We start from the raw sequence: 18,571 nt of genomic DNA, 5'->3' as shown, positions 1-18,571 counted from the left end.
AAAGAGTCATTTTTCTTCTACAAGTTTTTTTATTGTTAAAAGAAAGTGTGAATACACTTGAAAGTAACCTGAATCTGAACAGGAAAACATGATTGGGTAGCGGAATATGATAAGCTTATAAGGACATTAAAAATAGGTGTATCAGCTTCTTAATGAAAGGAAGTTAGCAATATGAAAATAAGACCACAGCGTCTCCAAAAAGGGGACACAATTGGCATTATTGCACCGTCGAGTCCGCCTAATCAGGAAAACTTAGAGCGCTCACTCGCGTTTCTCGAACAGCTGGGATTGAAATGGAAGTTTGGGAAACATGTCTTGAATGTTCACGGATATCTAGCGGGGACGGACGAAGAACGACTGCAAGATTTGCATGACATGTTTGCGGATCCTACTATTAAAGGAATCATCTGTGCGGGCGGAGGATACGGCTCAGCTCGCTATACGGATAAAATCGATCTGCAGCTTATGAAAGAGAATCCGAAAGTCCTTTGGGGATTCAGTGATATCACATTCCTTCATACAGCGATGGGTCTGTATTCCAACCTTGTCACATTCCATGGCCCGATGCTTGGATCATGTGTTGGGAAAGACACGTTCCACGAATTGTCTGCGAAAATGTTTCAGCAGTTATTTGAGCCCATGGAACTTCATTACACGGAAGCGATTTCACCCCTTGAAACCATTACAGCGGGCGTCGCACAAGGTGAACTTGTTGGTGGGAATCTGTCGTTGCTCGCCAGTGGAATCGGCACTAAGTTTGAAGTGGACACGAAAGGTAAGCTTCTCTTTATAGAAGATGTCGGAGAAGAGCCATACAAAGTCGATGGTCTTCTCAATCAATTGCGCATGGCTGGAAAGCTTAAAGAGGCAGTGGGAATTGTCATAGGCGACTTCTCGGAAGCGGAACCCAAAAAACGAAAAGAAACACTAACTCTTGATGAAGTATTCGCAGATTACACGGCTAATCTTGGAATACCGGTTGTCAAAGGATTCAAAATTGGCCATTGTCAGCCGCACTTTGCCATACCACTTGGTGTCGGTGCAAAGCTCGATGCTGATAACAAGACGCTGACGATATTACCTGGCGTCGAGTGAAACTAGGTACGAAAGCGATTCAATCACATGGAGATTTGCCGCTAAATTGAGGCGGCTCTATGTGTTTGGGCAATAATGCTTTTGGGTATCATATAGGAGAGCGCAACCAAGTAATGAAGCTGAAAATACAAGTATTTATTTGTGATAGTTAAAAGTAAAATTTCCAGTAGAATTGTAAAAAAACAATTCGATTTTCCTATGCCTTTTTAAGTCATTAAGTTGAAAAAAAAGCCATAAACCATTATAATAGTTTAGTCATCGACATTCTTCGACACATTCCGCAAAAGCCCGATTTAGAAGGGCCCCAATCCACTGGACGGTTGTCCAAAATGGCATATTCATGCAAACTAAGTTTAAAAAATTAACAGAGAACATTAATTCAATTAATTTTCTGAATCGTACAAGATTTAGTTTTTTTATTAATTAAAAAAAGAGGTGCTTTGAAATGAAATTATCACCGGTCGAACAGGAAAAATTGCTGCTGCATGTTGCAGGAGAACTGGCAATTAAGCGTAAGGAACGCGGAGTAAAGTTGAATTATCCGGAAGCTATCGCACTAATTTGTCACTACATTATGGAAGGCGCGCGTGACGGAAAGACTGTTGCACAACTGATGAGCGAAGGGAAACAAGTGCTTACGGTTGAGGATGTAATGGAAGGCGTCGGCGATATGATTAGTGATGTGCAGATTGAATGTACATTCCCAGACGGAACAAAACTCGTGACGGTCCACCGTCCAATTCAATAATAGGAGGCTTTAACAATGATTCCAGGAGAAATTAGAACAGCTGAAGGCTTGATTGAAATAAATGCCGGACGCCCCGTGAAAGCGGTACGCGTTGCAAACACTGGCGATCGTCCGATACAAGTCGGATCTCATTTCCATTTCATTGAGGTTAATAAATTTCTTGAATTTGACCGTGAACAGGCGGTAGGAATGCATTTGAATATCCCATCTGGTACTGCTGTACGTTTTGAACCCGGCGAAGAGAAGGAAGTTGAATTAGTTGAGTTCGGTGGAAAACGCCACGTATTCGGACTGAATAATTTGACGGAAGGTTCGACGCATAATAAGCACGAGATTTTAGATAAAGCAGCAGAAGCAGGATTTAAAGGAGCCGAGGATAAATGAAAGTAACACACGAACAATATGCGAAAATGTTCGGCCCGACAGTAGGCGATAAAGTGCGTCTTGCTGATACGGATCTTTGGATTGAAATTGAAAAAGATTATACATCATACGGTGACGAAGGCGTTTTTGGTGGAGGGAAATCACTTCGTGTATCGATGGGGCAAAATGGTAAAAATGTTCGCGCTGAAGGCGTTCTCGATACAGTCATTACCAACGTTATGATTATTGACCATACAGGTATTGTAAAAGCAGATATTGGTATTAAAGATGGCCGTATCATCGGAGTCGGAAAAGCAGGAAATCCGCTTACGATGGATGGTGTAGATCAGGATATGATTATCGGTGTAGGAACGGAAGTCTATGCAGGTGAAGGACTCATCGCAACAGCAGGTGCTGTCGACACGCATATTCATTTCATTAGTCCTCAGCAAGTCGAAACTGCACTTAACGCTGGTACGACTACATTCATCGGTGGTGGGACAGGCCCGGCCGCAGGTTCGAAAGCGACGAGTTTGACGGCGGGCGAGTGGCATCTTCATAGAATGTTACAAGCAGTTGAAGATTTACCAATCAACGTTGGGTTACTTGGAAAAGGGAGCGCATCTACAACGGAACCAATTATTGAACAAGTCCGTGCAGGTGCAATCGGTATGAAAATTCATGAAGACTGGGGTGCGACTCCAGATGCTCTTAATCAGAGTCTTATCGTTGCAGATGAATTCGATATCCAAGTCGCGCTTCACTCCGATACGCTCAATGAAGCTGGATTTGTTGAAAATACGATTGAGGCAATTGACGGGCGTGTTATCCATATTTTCCATACAGAAGGAGCAGGTGGCGGACACGCGCCAGACCAACTGAAATTGGCTGCATACCCAAATATTTTGCCGGCATCGACGAATCCGACAAAACCATTTACGACAAATACAATCGATGAACATTTAGACATGCTAATGGTATGTCACCATTTGAAACACGATGTACCTGAAGATGTAGCATTCGCAGATTCACGTATTCGTCCTGAAACAATCGCTGCAGAAGACATTATGCAAGATCTAGGTATTCTTAGTATTATGTCATCCGATTCACAAGCAATGGGACGTGTAGGTGAAGTTACAATGCGTACGTTCCAAACAGCAAACAAAATGAAAATGCAACGTGGTCCACTTCCGCAAGACGAAGGAAAAGACAATGATAACTTCCGTGTAAAACGTTACATTTCAAAACTAAATATTAACCCAGCGATTGCACACGGAATTAGCCATGAAGTCGGTTCACTCGAAGAAGGGAAACTGGCGGATATTGTCCTTTGGGAGCCTGCATTTTTCGGTGTGAAAGCAGAAGTTGTTATTAAAGGCGGAATTGCTGTTTACGCAATGACTGGTGATCCAAACGCATCTATTCCAACTCCGCAACCGATGATGGGACGCCGTATGTTTGGTTTCCACGGTCAAGCACCACAACACGCGGCAATGACGTTCCTTCCTAAAATTGCAGTAGAAGAAGGCCTACCTGAAAAACTGGGTCTTAAGAAAATGATTGGTACTGTTAAAAACTGCCGTAACATTGGTAAAGCAGACATGAAACATAACAGTGAAACACCAGAAATTGACGTCAATCCAGAAACATATGAAGTGAAAATTGACGGCGTACTTGCTACGTGTGAACCAGTAAGCGTTCTCCCGATGGCACAACGTTACTTCCTGTTTTAATTACTAACTAAATATGTTGAATAAAAGAATCCCGTTGAATCTGTTGTGTCGCTCGATGATAAGGGAGTATTAATTCAGAATGTGGATTGTAGATCGCTTGGCGCTTTGGGGATGCCTTTGCCGCGCTTGCGCTAGAGTGTACATTATTGAGAGAGAGTTGTAATTCGGTAATAGGATGAATTCTAATTCTATCCATTGTATAGGGATTTTTATTACTCACCTTCGCACTGATAGATAATGAAATGCTCATTCTCACATAGATCATCTAGCGCAGGCGCGCCTTCGTGGTAGCCGGAGCGATAAGACTGAAAGTGGTCTTCTTTCCGGCTTATCGCGGGAGGCATCCACAAAGCGTCGAAGCGGTATTAGGAAGAATTCTAAATCTATCCATAGTATAGGAATTCATCATAGGAGGATGCCAAATGCTTATAACTAAAGTCATTGGTAACATTGGAACGGAAGAAGAAATTGCTGGTAAACAGACAGAGTGGATTGAACTTGACTGGGAAGAGTTGAGTAAACGCATTCTACGCAAAGAAACAGATCAAGGTACAGATGTCGCGTTGTCTCTTGAACAACAAGAGCACCACGATGACCACGACCATCATGACCATGACGACCATCATCATCATCATGAACACCAGCCGTTACAATATGGCGATATCTTATTCGAGGATGACTCACGTCGTATTGCCGTTCGCACAAAAATGGAGCCGGTTATCGTGATTAGCCCAAAAAACATGACGGAAATGGGTAAAACGGCTTTCGAACTGGGAAACCGCCACACACCGGCATTAATCGAGGAGAATGAAGTTATCGTGCGTGCAGATCATACGTTGAATAAATTGCTAGATGAAGTGGGTGTCGCATATGAAACAACTGAAAGACGATTCAAACAACCATTCAAATACCGAGGACACTCTCACTGATCTTGCCCTTTTACGATTAATTCAAATTCATGATTCCGCGTTTCCGATTGGGTCCTTTACGCAGACGTATGGCATGGAGACGTATATTCAGGAAGATGTGATCCGGACGAAAGAGGATTTGGTCGCTTATTGTACGTCGTTTCTTTTTCAAAACCTGGTGCGTGGGGATGCGATTTTAATTCAAGAAGCGTATGCTGCGGCTCAGGAACAGGATATCGAGCGACTTCTCTATTTGGAGCAATTATGTGGGGCAATCAAACTTGCGAAGGAATCACGTGAGGCAAGTGTGAAACTTGGAAGGCAGTTTATTAAAACTGTGTCTCCACTCGGAACAGATGATTTCCTTGCGGACTGGAAAGCCCGTATTGATGCAAAAGAGATTAAAGGTCATTACGCCATTCTTTATGGTATTTACAGTGCGACGACAGGCGTCAGTGCGCATCATGCGGTCATGACGTATTTGTTTGCATCGCTTAACGGACTCGTCCAAAATGCGGTCCGTGCTGTGCCATTCGGTCAAACAACTGGTGTCCAAGTAACGTATGAATTGATTGGACATGTGACGGAAGCGGCTAAATTAGTTGCTACGTTGACAGAAGCCGATATTAGTAATAACGCGTTAGGTATTGAACTTGCTTCTATGAAGCATGAGTATTTGTTCTCAAGATTATTTATTTCATGATGGATTGAAAGGAGTTTTTATAAATGAAACCAGTACGTATTGGCATAGGTGGACCGGTTGGATCGGGCAAAACATCGCTCGTCGACCAACTTACACGTGCAATGCACAAAGAATATAATGTAGCGGTCATTACGAACGATATTTACACGCGTGAAGACGCTCAATTTTTAATAAATAGCGGTGTACTTGAAGCGGATCGCATTTTAGGCGTTGAAACGGGAGGTTGCCCACATACGGCTATCCGCGAAGATGCATCTATGAACTTCGCAGCAATTGATGAACTGAAAAGTCGTTTTGAAGACCTCGATATTATCTTCGTGGAAAGCGGCGGAGACAACTTGTCCGCTACATTTAGCCCAGAGCTTGTCGACGGCTATATTTATGTTATCGACGTTGCAGAAGGTCAGGATATTCCGAGAAAAGGCGGACCTGCTTTGACGCGTTCTGATCTTTTATTGATCAATAAAACGGATCTTGCTCCATACGTTGGCGTTGATCTTGAACTAATGGATAGCGACGCAAAAAAAATGCGTAACGGACGTCCATACATTTTTACAGATGTAAGAACACAGAAAAATGTTGACCAAGTCGTTGCTTGGATCAAGCACAATATGCTATTAGAAGGTGCGGGATCCGCTGGTTCAAATGCTTAAGCCGTCTCGCGCCATCCACCACGGAAAACTTGACTTGGAATTTGAGCCAAGAAGAGGCTACACACGGATGCCCCATGTTTTCCAACAGCCTCCATTGAAGGCGAGTCGTGAACTGTACGAAGGGAAAAACCCGACAGCGACTGTCTACATAATGGAGTCCTCTGGAGGCATGGTCGCCGGGGATCGAAATGACATTACAGTGAAGCTTGCTCCAGATAGTAGCGTAAGGTTGGTTCAGCAGTCTGCTTTAAAAATCTATCCATCGTATACCGGAGACACTTGTGTACAGACCATTAACATCGAACTCGGAGAAGGGGCACGCCTTGAATGGATGCCAGAAGTAATTATTCCGTTTGTAGATGCAAAATTCCGAGGTGACACGACACTTCGAATCGCACGCGATGCAACCATATTATGGGGTGAAATCGTTGCCCCAGGACGTGAAAAGCGCGGTGAGATATTTGATTATCAATCGTTCCATACGAATTTCAAAATTTTTGTCGAGGATGAATTAATTGCTTTCGACTCTCTGCATTTCTCACCAAAAGAAACGGCACTTGGTGATATCGGTGTACTAGAAACTGCAATGTATATCGGTTCAATCTGGCTCGTATCGCCGAAAGCCACAGATGTCGACGTCCGCGCAATACAAGAAACATTGCGGGTCGAAGAAGGTTTAAAAGCTGGTATGACAAGGCTTGAAGGAAATGCAATCCATTGTAGATGGCTTGCCGTTGATCAGTGGACGATGCAGGAAGAGATGAAGCGTGTATACGCGTTGTTGGCAGAAATAGTTTAAGAGGACACTCCAATGAGGGGTGTCCTCTTTGGGTTTGAAGTTTTACATCACTTCGATACCCTTTTTTTACTCCATTTTTTTATTAAAAAATCCATCAACCAGGTATAGAGAAACATCGAACCGACTAGGACAACAGCGATGTAAATGTATTGCAAGAAAACTGGAATGTTATACTTCTTTATGAAATCCCCTGAATAAAGCATGATGAAAACCAGCGCTATAAGAAGTACAATCATACCGAGCACATAAATAACCATAGTACTCAGAGGCGTTGTCCGAAGTGTCTTACGGATGGAATCCCTAGATTTTAAAGCTCTTATAAGTAGATATAAAAATAAAACGAGTGATAGATAGTCATTTGCTACAAAGAATAAAATAAGTCCAAGTAATATAATCGACCAGGTGATTTTTTCATAGTATTTATCAATAAATTTCAGCATTAATCTTCCCCCAGTATGTGTATACTATATATACGGAATGATTGATGGAAAAGTTTCCTTTTATCACAAATTGAATATGTTCTACTACAAAGGAGTTTGTCGTATGCAAGAAAAAAGACCAATGGGCCAATCACGAACAATCCAGACGAAGCTAGTACTGCCGCCCGATACCAATCATCTGCAGACAATTTTCGGTGGAAAAGTTCTCGCGTATATAGATGAAATCGCTGATATCACGGCAATGAAACATTCAAAAACAGCGGTTGTAACTGCTTCAATCGATTCAGTCGATTTTGTATCGTCGGCGCGTGTTGGAGATGTACTTGAACTTGAGGCAATTGTCACGTCAACTGGCCGTACATCGATGGAAGTATTTGTATCGGTCCATTCAATGAACCTGCTTACAGGCGAAACAAAACTAACAACCGAATCCTTCCTAACGATGGTTGCCATGGATGAAAATAATAAGCCTACTCCTGTGCCGGGTATTTATCCGGAAACAGAAGCTGAAAAGAGTCTATTTGAAACAGGCCCCGCACGCCGTGAACATCGGAAATTGCGGAGTGAGATGAAACATTAAATAATTTGTTATGGAAAAGCCCACGCAAGTTGTGGGTTTTTTACATTGTGTCGTGTATCATTTCAATGCCATTTCTACTTTTTACATAAAATGTTTCATTGTAAAAACTAGTATAATCTAAATAATTCATGTTTTGTGTATTGACAATCTATTCGGAAGACTGTATTGTACTAATTAACAACTAAATACGTAACTTTCTTATCCAGAGAGGTGTAGGGACTGGCCCGATGATACCTCAGCAACAGACTTGTAAAAGTACTGTGCTAATTCCAGAAGCGTAAGTGTAATGCTTACTGCTTGGAGATGAGAAGAGCAAATAGCGAATTCGCCAAAACCTCTTCTTGAAATTTAGAAGAGGTTTTTTATTTCGTCTAGGCTCCGACCGCCCTTTGATTTTGTTCTTTCTGGAGATTAAAGTTACCTTCAAAAAATGAAGGGAGACTTATTGTGTCAAATGAATTAATCAATGCAATTGCTTTATTAAAAAAGAAAGAATGGGTCGATTTAACACATACTTTCGGGCCTGACTCACCCCGTTTTTCAGCATTTGATGCAGCAGAGTTTACAACATTATTTGATCACGATGATGGATTTTTCGCACAGAGCTTTAAATTTGCGGGACAGTACGGCACACATATTGATGCACCAATTCACTTCGTTCGTGATACAAGATACTTGGATGAATTGGGTTTGAAAGAATTGGTATTACCGCTGGTGGTCATCGATAAATCGAAAGAATCTGATGCAAACCATGATTTTACATTAACTGTCGAAGACATTCTGAAGTTTGAAGCTCAGCACGGGCAAATTGAGGCTGGTACATTTGTGGCATTACGCACAGATTGGGGCAAACGCTGGCCGGATAATGAGGCATTTTGCAATAAAGATGCCGATGGGAATAATCGTATACCGGGTTGGGGCCTTGCTGCTTTGAAGTTTTTATTTGATGAAAGAAAAGTAAAGGCTGTCGGTCATGAAACTTTCGATACGGATTCAGCCATTGATTTTCAAAAGAACCAATCTCTGTTAGGCGAATATTATGTTCTTGAACAAGATACCTACCAAATCGAGCTATTAACAAACTTAGATAAAGTGCCCTCAAAAGGCGCGGTCATTTTTAACATCGTTCCGAAGCCGGAAAAAGCATCGGGATTCCCAGTACGCTCATTCGCGATCCTACCGTAAGAAAAGAAAAAGGGCCCGCTCATTTGCGTTCCTATCGTAAGAAAACAAGAGAATCCGCTCATTCGCGTACTAGCCATAAGAAAAGAAAGAGGATCTGCTCATTTGCACTCCTGACCTAATAAAACCGTAATTTACTCCTAAAACAGAAAGAAGGAATATACCATGACAAATCAATCGACAACACTAACGCAAGCACCATTCAGAGCAGATCATGTTGGAAGTTTACTACGACCAGATAATTTGCATAAAGCGCGCAAAGACTTCAAAGAAGGCGTAGTTACTGCACAACAATTACGAGAAGTAGAAACACAGGAAATTAAACGGGTTGTTGATAAGCAAATTGAAGTTGGTTTGGAACTTGTAACAGACGGTGAATTTAGACGTACGTGGTGGCATTTAGACTTCTTGGAGCATTTGAACGGAATTGAAGGATATGTGCCAGAGACTGGCTACGTATTTGATGGTATTGAAACAGAACGATATAACGTTCGAAACACAGGCAAGATTTCGTTTGACCCTAATCATCCATTCATTCAAGACTTTGTTGAGTTTAATGAAATCGTAGGCGGCCGTGCCGTTGCGAAACAAACGATTCCAAGTCCGAATCAGCTCTTTAATATCGGAATTCGTGATGAAACGATTTACCCTGACATTGAAGAATTTGCCAATGATGTTATTCAAGCATACAAAGATGCTTTGAAAGCATTTTACGAAGCTGGTGTACGCTACTTGCAGTTGGATGATGTTTATATTGCGGGGCTTTCTGCACCGAATATCCCATTTAACGACGGAGCCTATTCAAGAGAACAACTAATCGACTTGGCACTACGCGTCATTAATGGTGTTTTGGAAGATAAACCTGAAGATCTTTTCGTAACAACACACCTATGTCGCGGAAATTACCAATCGACGTGGGCGTTTGAGGGAAGCTACGCACTGATTGCACCCACACTTCTTGCAAAAGAAAAAGTGGATGGCTTCTTCCTTGAATATGATGACGAGCGTTCAGGAGACTTTAAACCGTTGGATCATGTGCCAAACGGCGGAGCGAAGGTTGTCCTTGGTGTTGTTACTTCGAAAAATGGCGAAGTGGAAGACAAGGATGCGGTCATTGCGCGTATTCAAGAAGCTGCACAATACGTGCCACTTGAACAACTATGCTTAAGTCCGCAATGCGGATTCGCTTCAACGCATCACGGCAATAAGCTAACAGAAGAGCAGCAATGGGAAAAGTTGAAATTCATTGTGGACGTGGCAAAGGAAGTTTGGGGTTAAACTGATAAACCGGAACAAGGCTCATATGCTTTGTTCCGGTTTATTTCTTATTCCACTGTAAATGGCACAGCAACGGATAATTCATGCATGGGCTCGCCTGTTGAAATAAATGTTTTCACAAGACGGTATTCACCTGGAATCAGTGTCACGCCGAGCGCGTCGACCGAAAAGGTCTGGCGTGCTTTATTGCCGGCTGACAACACATTTCCAAAGTCTTTGAAGGATGGGTTCTTTAAGAATACGGCATCTGAATACGTAATAATATACCACTTGCCATCTTTATTTACTTCAATATGATAAAATTCGCCCAACTGGTAATCGGATGAGCTGTTATTTCGTACAAGCGTCTTAATGATGGGTGGCGAACCGACGAATGAATCTTCGTCCAATACAAGTGATAAACCTTCTTCTGATGAAAACATTTCCTGGTCAGGCACGGGATCAGGTAGTGTAGAAACTGCGGGTTCTTTTCCGCAGGCGGAGAGGGGGAGTATAAGAACGATTGCAATTAACAGCAGTTTATTCATGATGGAAACACCTCCACTTCTAGCATATACCTTTAAGGGTGGGTAAACCTTGATTGATAGCAATAAATAGCTGTGGATAAGTTAATTCCCATGAAAATTCATTGAGTGTTATCCACATGTGGGTAAAATATAGTGTATAAATGAAACTTCATCCACTTATTTTCGTATAACAGAGAAAGGGGTGGAGTCAATGAGACAGGATATACAAGAACGACAAATGGAATTGACGATGATACGTACTGAGCGCAACCGAGTGAAAAGGCATCTTGAGGGCGCGGAGGTAAAACTTAAAGATGCGATTATACAACGTGATAACTTGCATGAAAAACTGACAAAAGAACAACAGGATGTAGTGAAGCTTGGCAAGTTTTCTTTTATGAATAAGATAAGTGAGTGGACAGGCAAGTGGGATGAAAAAATGGAGAAGGAGATTTCAGAAGCAGCGGATGCGGAGCTCCATTATAATGAAGTAGAAAAAGTAGTGACGGACTTGGAAGCAGAAGCGGTCCGATTACGTGAAGAGATTAAAAATCCAGACTTCGACTATATCGAGGAAGAGTGGGCGGATTTTCTGAAGGAAAAAGAGACGTGGATTCGATTCAATGACACAATTGCGAATGGGACGTTACAAAAAATAGCAGATGATAGAGTAAGACTGCGTTCAATGCTGCGTGAAATTGACGAAGCCTGCGATGCAGGTAACAAGGCAAATCGGGCACTCGATGCGGCGCTGGAGAAGCTTGGGGCGGCAGAAGGATTGTCGGTATGGGATACATTCCTTGGCGGTGGCTTGCTAGTATCGGCTCTTAAATACTCCGAAATTAATAGCTCCGATGATCTTGTCCATCGCGCGCAACGTGCCCTCCGCCATTTTGAGACTGAACTGATGGATGTCCAAAATGCCGCGACTGAATCATTCACGGTGAACAAAAATGACATCTTTACATTTACGGATCTGTTTTTCGATAATATTTTTTCAGACTGGATGGTTCATTCTCGCATTACAGACGCAAAAAGTAAGTTGAACGATGTGCTTCAAGATGTGCGCAAGGTTCAAGACCGACTTGCGAGAAAGCGTGATGAATTGCTGCACGAATTAGAGAGGCTAGATGTACAGGAGCAAGGAATTATTGAAGCGTAATGGATTGTAAAGGTAATAAGGATGATTGGCATGGCAATCGAAGAAACTGTGAGGGCAACGCGTCAAACTGTCATGGCAACCGCAAACTGTGAGGACAACCCGTCAAACTGTCATGGCAACCGCAAACTGTGAGGGCAAAGCGTCAAACTGTCATGGCAAGCGAAGAAACTGTGAGGACAATCCATGGAACAGTCATGGCAAGCGCTAACTGTGAGGGCAAAGCGTCAAACTGTCATGGCAACAGCTAAGCTATAAGTGAAAATCGAAAAGCCACCTCATTCTTGAAACAGCAGGACGCAGCTTATCCATCCTGCTGCGCCATGAAACGAATTTTGAGCAACTTCCGTATTGCTTCATTCAAATTCCAAAAACTCAATCCGGTTGCCAAAAGGATCATGTGTAAAAAAGCGTGATCGCCCTTCGATTGGAAGTTCTTCACTAAACGGATAATTAGCTTCTTCCAACCGTAATTTCAACTGCTCCAGTGCATTCACTGTAAAACCGGGATGCGCTTTTTTCGCAGGCATGAAATCCTGCTGAATACCGATATGCACTTCTTGTGAGCCACAAAGAAACCAGCAACCCCCGCGCCCCTTCAAGTTTTCTGGTTTTGGAATCTCCTCCATACCGAGCAATTCCCCGTAAAACTTCCGTGCTTTATCTTCAGACTCGGGCGGCGCTGCAATTTGGATATGATCAATTCCTGTTAGAAACTTGCTCATTGCTCAACACTCCTCTGAACGTAATACCTTCAGTATAATCTCCATTCAGCTGTTTCACTAATACCATTTTCCGAGACTAGTACATAAGCAATCCTTATCAGCTTGAATGAAAGTGATTGATTTTCCCAATTGGTTAAATAATCGTATACTATAAATGAAGGAAGTGTGGGGAATGGATTACATACTTATATTTTTCATTGGAATGGCTGCGATGACACTTGGAACGCTTGCAGGTGGGGGTGGCCTGATTACGGTCCCGGCTATGTTGCTCATGGGTATCCCAATTCACTCTGTCCTTGGGGCTGGGAAGATTTCAACAACAGTTAGTTCGTTTTCTACTTTTATAACAGTCCTACTGAAAAAGCAGGTTACATTTAAGGAATCATTTTGGATTATACCTATATCACTTTTCGGTGGATTTACAGGTGGTTTCATAGCAACACGCTTGACGGAAAATACAATGTACATTATAGCGGTTATTCTTCTTATCGTTGCTTTTCTTACATCATTCCTTTCTAAAGTAGACTTCTCAGGGGAAGAAAGCTTAAGGCCGACGAAAGTAGCGATTCCGGGTTTACTTGGCATTGGAATGTATGATGGGATGTTTGGACCGGGGCAAGGCACTCTACTACTGTATTTATTCGGTCACTTACGAATTGCGTACATTCGGGCAATTGGCTTTGGTCGTCTTGCAACGTTTTCAAGTGGATTTGGTGCAGCCATCAGCTATATTGCCATGGGTAAGATTATTTGGCCAATTGCCTTTGTACTCATGGCCGGTTCCTTATCGGGCGCACAAATCGGTGTGCGACTTGCTGAAAGGTTGAATCCGGATCACGTTAAAATATTATTGCGCATTATTACGATAGCATTGATCATCCAGCTTATCGTCAATAGTTTTCTTTAACAAAAACACCTCATCCACTAAAAGGAAGAGGTGTTTTTTGAATGGGAGAATTTATCCCAACAAATCCCTTTACAACATCCTTGCATATAGTGTACTATTTAACTAATACACTGGAATGTAGAGGAGGAACGCTGATGAAGCAGTGGAATGGATTGTTGAAAAAAGAATGGATAACGCTGAAGTGGCCGTTACTCGTTAGTGCATTGCTTGGGATTATTGTAATGTCGTTTGTTCCACATCTAATAGCCAACATTTTTGGTCTTGAAGTACATGTTTTTGAAGTGGTGCTTGTTATCTGTTTTATTTGGGCGGGTGCAAGTGTATTAGCACCGGTTATTGCATTGTTTATTATGTTGGAAAGGGAAATAAAACGTCCGGATGTGTGGTTTCATTCGACGGCGTCCATTTTTAAATTGGTTGGAGCGAAAGCATTTTTTGCATCCCTTATTGGTGCTGTGGGATTGTTAATTCCAACACTGGTTCTTGCGGTTCAACACGTATTATTCAGCTCGACAATGGCTACATTTGATGATTTGTTTTTCTTTGGAAGTATTTTTATAGTCATGATTTTTGCAGTTTCGATAATATTCATGAGTATCGGGTTTTTCTTCTGGGTCATAGACCGACTGATGAAACCATATTTAAAGGGATTTTCAATTGTAGCTACGATTATTTTATTCCTTGTTGCTTCTCGGCTATATAGTTTATTTGTCCTCTCCGAACTATATGAGAAACTAATTCTAATAGGCCCTATTGATTTAATGAAAATCAAAAATCCGAAAATTAATGTGGATTTTATTTACCTCGAGCATGCTGAAACTTTTTTTTACACGGGTGAAATTGTATTCGATATTTTCTTCACGTTCATAATGTTCGTCATTGCAGCTGTCCTTTTTGAGAAGAAAGTGAGGTTGTAGACCATATGAAAAAATGGTTAGGATTATTGCGAAAAGAATGGGCGCAAATGAAATGGAGACTTGTTATCTTTGTATTAATCACTAGTGTGATTCAATACTTGGGAGTAAATCGCATAGCTTATGGGTTGCCGGAAGACTTTTACGCTTCAATTCAACCGATGATTGCCCTTTGTTTCATGCTCCATTTGATTATGGCGGTATCGTTATTTTTCGATAGCCTTGGAAAGGAAATGGGGCGTCTAGACATTTGGCTTCATTCCCCAGCATCAATACGGCAGCTTGTTTACGCAAAGTTCTCACTCATTGTCCTAACTGTTGGCTGTTCGCTTTTGTTGTGCGGGACGATTGCAGCTATCTCCAATTACGCGCGCGATGGGGCGGTTCCTCTTGTAGATGATCTGTTTTTATATCTTAGTGTAGGTGTTGTCATTTTGTTGAACGCTATTTATGTAATGGCAATCGTTTTTTTCTTCTGGTCGATATACCAAGTGTTTCGTTCCCATATTGGCTTGTTCTCAATCATCGTGATTATTGCCTTGGTCAACATATGGATCATTGGATGGGGATATGTCTGGTTTACGGAAACACTCCAACTAGTAATGGAAATGGGGCCAATGCATGGCCCGATTAAAACGGTAGATTTCTTAATGTTTAACAATTATATTGTCCCGAGCGGATCGATTTTAACAATCGGCAGTCTTATCCTCTACGGTTTGTTGACGGCACTCTATTTCGTTGCTGGAGCAATGTTGTTTGAAAAGAAAGTGAGGTTGTAATGATGGGCATAGATTTTCTTCCAGACAAACCAATTTATCAGCAGCTCATTGACCTGATTACGGGCGATATTATTCGTGGAACGCTGAATCCTGGGGAGAAATTGCCATCTGTTCGTGATTATGCTGTTGAAGCCGGTGTGAATGCCAATACGATGCAACGCGTCTATAAGGAGCTGGAGCAGATGGAAATCACCGAAACGAAGAGGGGCCAGGGATCTTTTGTGACGGAAGATGAATTGAAGATCGCTATGCTTCGTAATGAAATGAAGGAACAGCTTGTGACGTCATTCATTCAAAGTGTTGAAGCACTGGGTTTTACGACGACTGAAATGCTGCAGCACCTACAAGAACGGGGTGGAAAAGATGATTGAACTGAAGAATATAACGAAAAAGTACGGCCGGAGGAAAGCGCTTGAAGACCTTACGCTTTCCTTGCCGCAAGGAAAAATCATCGGCCTTGTCGGAGAGAATGGTAGTGGAAAAACGACGCTGTTGAAACTGATTTCTGGGTTAGTGACGCCGGATTCGGGAAGGGCAACGTTCAGCGGAAGTCGCATTACGCGCAAAGTGGCAAGCAATATTGCTTATATGCCAGACGCGGATCTATTCTATCCGTATTTTACGGTAGGTCAGCTTATTGAGTTTTATGAATCTCAGTTCGTTGATTTTAATACGGCGAAAGCTAAAGAAATTGCGCAGTTTTTGAATATATCTCTTGATTCGAAAATAAAAAATTTGTCAAAAGGGAACCGCGGACGTGTCAAAATTGCAGTGACTCTTGGGCGTGAAGCTGATTACTATTTGCTAGATGAACCGTTCTCCGGCCTGGATCCGATGGTGCGTGATGATATCGCGAAAGGGCTTATCCGTTTTACTGATCCGGAGCGACAAACCGTCCTTTTGTCGACGCATGAATTAAAAGAAGTGGAACCATTGCTCGATGAAATCGTAGTACTAAGAGGGGGACGAATAATCGCGCACGAAGCGGTTGACGTAATCCGCGATACGTACGGGAAAGATGCCACCTCATGGATGGTGTCACTGTTTAGGGAGGGAAGTTGACATGGAAATGAAACCGATAGTGGAATTGAAGAATTTATCGAAAACGATTGGCAAAAAAAAGATTATCGACAATTTGAGTTTGTCACTGTATCCGGGACAAATTACAGGATTCCTCGGTCCGAACGGGGCTGGGAAAACGACGACGATTCGGATGATGGTTGGGCTAATGGAGGCGACGGGCGGAGATATCATCATCGACGGAAAATTACTTGCTGATGATTTTGAAGAGGGGCTTTCCAAGGTCGGCGTTATCGTTGAAAACCCAGAAATGTATAAGTTCATGTCCGGCTATAAAAACTTATTGCATTTTGCACGTATGCACGATGGCGTTACGAAGGCACGAATCGAAGAAGTTATTAACCAAGTGGGCATGCAGAACCGTATCCATGAAAAGGTCTCGACGTATTCACTCGGGATGAGGCAACGACTGGGGCTTGCGCAGGCACTTTTGCACCGTCCGAAGTTTCTGATCCTGGATGAGCCGACGAACGGACTGGATCCAGCGGGAATTCGCGAGTTCCGGACGTATCTCAAGATGATTGCGGAAGAAGAAGGTGTTTCGGTTTTCGTTTCAAGCCATATGCTGTCGGAAATTGAGCTTATGTGTGACCGGATTGCGGTCATTCAGAATGGCAAACTAATTGATATTCGTGATATGACAGAGGAACAGGAATCGCATTATTACATTGAAGCATTCCCAACGGAAACGGCGGAAAGTATGCTAAAAGCTGAAGGGTTCAATGTGGAAGCGCACAAAGAAGGATTTATCATCAATGCAGAGAAAACACAAATTCCAGGGCTCATCCAGCAGATTGCGGCACATGAGATGCAATTGTTTGCAGTTCAGCCGCACCGCAAGACGCTCGAAGATCAATTCCTAGAAATGACTGGAGGTGGCCAGATTGCTGAAGCTCATACAAAATGAATGGATGAAACTATGGAGTAAAAAAGCAACTTGGATTATGACCGCTCTACTCGTTGTTGCGATTTTAGGAATGTTAGGTCTGACGAAATGGATCGATACGATGTCTAATTACGATGAACCAGATTGGAAAACATCTGTGCAAGGCGAATTGACCATTACAAAAGAGCAGCTCGGAACCACAACACTTGTGGACAGCGAACGGGAACGTCTAGAAGACAAAGAGAAAGTTCTGGAATACCGCCTTGCGAATTCAATAGAACCGCTGACCGGCAATAGTCGGGAAAGTATGATTATGAATTCAGGTGGTATCGGCTCCATCGCTGTTTTACTGACGGTTATTGTTGCTGCGGGCATTGTCGCTTCTGAATTTACGCAAGGAACGATTAAGATGTTATTATCCCGTCCTGTAAAGAGATGGAAAATATTAACGTCGAAGTATGTGACAGTCATCTTGTTCGGTATTCTACTTATGCTCATCGGGTTTATTGTATCTATATTTGGCGCATATCTCTTCTTCCAATCCGGCCAAGGGCAAGAACTTGTTTGGAATGGTAAAGAAGTTGTTGAAGTATCTGTTTGGGGGAAAGGGCTCTATATACTGCTCCTGTCATTCGGAAATGTTTTTGTGACAGCAACGTTTGCATTCATGATTGGTAGCGTCTTCCGTTCCAGCTCACTTGCAATCGGGTTGTCATTATTCATCTACTTTATGGGCTCGACGTTGGTTATGCTGCTGGCAAAATATGAAGTCGTGAAATACATTGTCTTTACGCATATGGATTTGACAATCTATGAAACGGACTTTCGGATTGTAGAAGGCATTACGATGTCGTTTTCACTCGCCGTTCTTGCAGTTTATATCGTGATCTTCCTCATTATCAGTTATACAACATTCATCAAACGCGATATAACCGCGTAACATGCAAAAAAAGCCCTCCGATAATGGAGGGCTTTTTTCATGTACTTATTTATGACTGCTGAATGTACGAATTAGACCTGCGATATTACCAACGAGTACGAATGCAAACAGTGCGAACATGATGTATATGAACCACATTGACTATCACTCCTTTTAGACAATAAATCCTGTTTCCATTATACCACCACTGAGA

General features: G+C 42.4%; 22 protein-coding genes and 1 riboswitch. Of the genes, 19 read left to right on the top strand and 3 right to left on the bottom strand.

Annotated elements, in window-relative coordinates; genetic code table 11:
• Positions 1-171 precede the first annotated feature (171 nt).
• From MKZ26_RS14230 to MKZ26_RS14195, 8 genes are all read left to right on the top strand, one after another.
• Positions 172-1,095 carry a S66 peptidase family protein gene (locus MKZ26_RS14230; RefSeq protein ID WP_340766583.1) on the top strand — a complete coding sequence of 308 codons (924 nt, stop codon included), beginning with the start codon at positions 172-174 and terminating at the stop codon, positions 1,093-1,095.
• 445 nt (positions 1,096-1,540) lie between these two features.
• On the top strand, positions 1,541-1,843 hold the full coding sequence (gene ureA, locus MKZ26_RS14225) for an urease subunit gamma (protein ID WP_067204300.1): 303 nt from the start codon (positions 1,541-1,543) through the stop codon (positions 1,841-1,843).
• Positions 1,844-1,858: 15 nt separating this feature from the next.
• Positions 1,859-2,227, top strand: a complete 369-nt coding sequence (locus MKZ26_RS14220) for an urease subunit beta (RefSeq protein WP_067204303.1) — start codon at positions 1,859-1,861, stop codon at positions 2,225-2,227.
• Positions 2,224-3,939, top strand: coding sequence for an urease subunit alpha (ureC, locus tag MKZ26_RS14215; protein ID WP_067204306.1), 1,716 nt, complete (start codon positions 2,224-2,226; stop codon positions 3,937-3,939). Before MKZ26_RS14220 ends, ureC begins: the two co-directional genes overlap by 4 nt.
• A 422-nt stretch (positions 3,940-4,361) precedes the next feature.
• Entirely contained in the window at positions 4,362-4,868 is a 507-nt protein-coding gene (locus tag MKZ26_RS14210) for an urease accessory protein UreE (protein WP_340766582.1), read from the top strand.
• Positions 4,810-5,550: an urease accessory protein UreF gene (locus tag MKZ26_RS14205; RefSeq protein WP_231885750.1), complete on the top strand. Its 741-nt coding sequence runs from the start codon at positions 4,810-4,812 to the stop codon at positions 5,548-5,550. The genes MKZ26_RS14210 and MKZ26_RS14205 overlap by 59 nt, the downstream gene beginning before the upstream one ends.
• 23 nt (positions 5,551-5,573) lie before the next feature.
• A complete protein-coding gene (gene ureG, locus MKZ26_RS14200) occupies positions 5,574-6,203 on the top strand; it encodes an urease accessory protein UreG (RefSeq protein WP_067204312.1) in 630 nt (209 codons plus the stop codon).
• A 67-nt stretch (positions 6,204-6,270) separates the two neighbouring features.
• Complete coding sequence (locus tag MKZ26_RS14195; protein WP_340766581.1) at positions 6,271-7,002, top strand: urease accessory protein UreD; 732 nt, start codon at positions 6,271-6,273, stop codon at positions 7,000-7,002.
• A 47-nt stretch (positions 7,003-7,049) separates the two neighbouring features.
• Here the strand turns inward: MKZ26_RS14195 and MKZ26_RS14190 are convergent, their stop codons facing one another.
• Complete coding sequence (locus MKZ26_RS14190; RefSeq protein WP_340766580.1) at positions 7,050-7,442, bottom strand: hypothetical protein; 393 nt, start codon at positions 7,440-7,442, stop codon at positions 7,050-7,052.
• Positions 7,443-7,545: 103 nt separating this feature from the next.
• On the opposite strand from MKZ26_RS14190, the gene MKZ26_RS14185 reads away from it, so the two are divergent.
• The 3 genes from MKZ26_RS14185 (at position 7,546) to MKZ26_RS14175 (ending at position 10,482) form a co-directional block, all read left to right on the top strand.
• Positions 7,546-8,022 carry an acyl-CoA thioesterase gene (locus MKZ26_RS14185; RefSeq protein WP_067204320.1) on the top strand — a complete coding sequence of 159 codons (477 nt, stop codon included), beginning with the start codon at positions 7,546-7,548 and terminating at the stop codon, positions 8,020-8,022.
• A gap of 195 nt (positions 8,023-8,217) precedes the next feature.
• Positions 8,218-8,332: riboswitch (SAM riboswitch) on the top strand.
• Between the two features lie 137 nt (positions 8,333-8,469).
• Complete coding sequence (locus MKZ26_RS14180; RefSeq protein ID WP_340766579.1) at positions 8,470-9,207, top strand: cyclase family protein; 738 nt, start codon at positions 8,470-8,472, stop codon at positions 9,205-9,207.
• Between the two features lie 162 nt (positions 9,208-9,369).
• Complete coding sequence (locus MKZ26_RS14175; RefSeq protein ID WP_338654278.1) at positions 9,370-10,482, top strand: 5-methyltetrahydropteroyltriglutamate--homocysteine S-methyltransferase; 1,113 nt, start codon at positions 9,370-9,372, stop codon at positions 10,480-10,482.
• A gap of 47 nt (positions 10,483-10,529) precedes the next feature.
• Here MKZ26_RS14175 and MKZ26_RS14170 read toward each other — a convergent pair whose 3' ends face one another.
• Entirely contained in the window at positions 10,530-11,009 is a 480-nt protein-coding gene (locus tag MKZ26_RS14170; protein ID WP_340766578.1) for an immunoglobulin-like domain-containing protein, read from the bottom strand.
• Between the two features lie 190 nt (positions 11,010-11,199).
• On the opposite strand from MKZ26_RS14170, the gene MKZ26_RS14165 reads away from it, so the two are divergent.
• Positions 11,200-12,150, top strand: coding sequence for a hypothetical protein (locus MKZ26_RS14165; RefSeq protein ID WP_340766577.1), 951 nt, complete (start codon positions 11,200-11,202; stop codon positions 12,148-12,150).
• A 353-nt stretch (positions 12,151-12,503) separates the two neighbouring features.
• Here MKZ26_RS14165 and MKZ26_RS14160 read toward each other — a convergent pair whose 3' ends face one another.
• Positions 12,504-12,872 (bottom strand): VOC family protein, encoded by a 369-nt coding sequence (locus MKZ26_RS14160; protein WP_067204336.1) that lies wholly within the window; start codon positions 12,870-12,872, stop codon positions 12,504-12,506.
• Positions 12,873-13,044: 172 nt separating this feature from the next.
• Here MKZ26_RS14160 and MKZ26_RS14155 point away from each other — a divergent pair, with 172 nt between their 5' ends.
• The 7 genes from MKZ26_RS14155 to MKZ26_RS14125 all read left to right on the top strand — a co-directional run bounded on the left by MKZ26_RS14155 (position 13,045) and on the right by MKZ26_RS14125 (position 18,378).
• On the top strand, positions 13,045-13,779 hold the full coding sequence (locus MKZ26_RS14155) for a sulfite exporter TauE/SafE family protein (protein WP_340766576.1): 735 nt from the start codon (positions 13,045-13,047) through the stop codon (positions 13,777-13,779).
• Between the two features lie 134 nt (positions 13,780-13,913).
• On the top strand, positions 13,914-14,696 hold the full coding sequence (locus MKZ26_RS14150) for a hypothetical protein (RefSeq protein ID WP_340766575.1): 783 nt from the start codon (positions 13,914-13,916) through the stop codon (positions 14,694-14,696).
• A 5-nt stretch (positions 14,697-14,701) separates the two neighbouring features.
• A complete protein-coding gene (locus tag MKZ26_RS14145) occupies positions 14,702-15,472 on the top strand; it encodes a hypothetical protein (RefSeq protein ID WP_338654268.1) in 771 nt (256 codons plus the stop codon).
• Positions 15,473-15,474: 2 nt separating this feature from the next.
• Positions 15,475-15,843, top strand: coding sequence for a GntR family transcriptional regulator (locus MKZ26_RS14140; protein ID WP_187047744.1), 369 nt, complete (start codon positions 15,475-15,477; stop codon positions 15,841-15,843).
• A complete protein-coding gene (locus MKZ26_RS14135; protein WP_340766574.1) occupies positions 15,836-16,534 on the top strand; it encodes an ABC transporter ATP-binding protein in 699 nt (232 codons plus the stop codon). Before MKZ26_RS14140 ends, MKZ26_RS14135 begins: the two co-directional genes overlap by 8 nt.
• Before the next feature lies 1 nt (position 16,535).
• Entirely contained in the window at positions 16,536-17,459 is a 924-nt protein-coding gene (locus MKZ26_RS14130; protein WP_340766573.1) for an ABC transporter ATP-binding protein, read from the top strand.
• Positions 17,437-18,378: an ABC transporter permease gene (locus MKZ26_RS14125; RefSeq protein ID WP_340766572.1), complete on the top strand. Its 942-nt coding sequence runs from the start codon at positions 17,437-17,439 to the stop codon at positions 18,376-18,378. The genes MKZ26_RS14130 and MKZ26_RS14125 overlap by 23 nt, the downstream gene beginning before the upstream one ends.
• The last annotated feature ends 193 nt before the right edge of the window (positions 18,379-18,571 follow it).

Origin of the sequence: Sporosarcina sp. FSL K6-6792 (assembly GCF_038004885.1) — a bacterium.
In the GTDB taxonomy this organism is placed as follows: domain Bacteria; phylum Bacillota; class Bacilli; order Bacillales_A; family Planococcaceae; genus Sporosarcina; species Sporosarcina psychrophila.
Note: the sequence above shows the minus strand (reverse complement) of the source record. Positions and strands in the feature narration are given on the sequence as shown.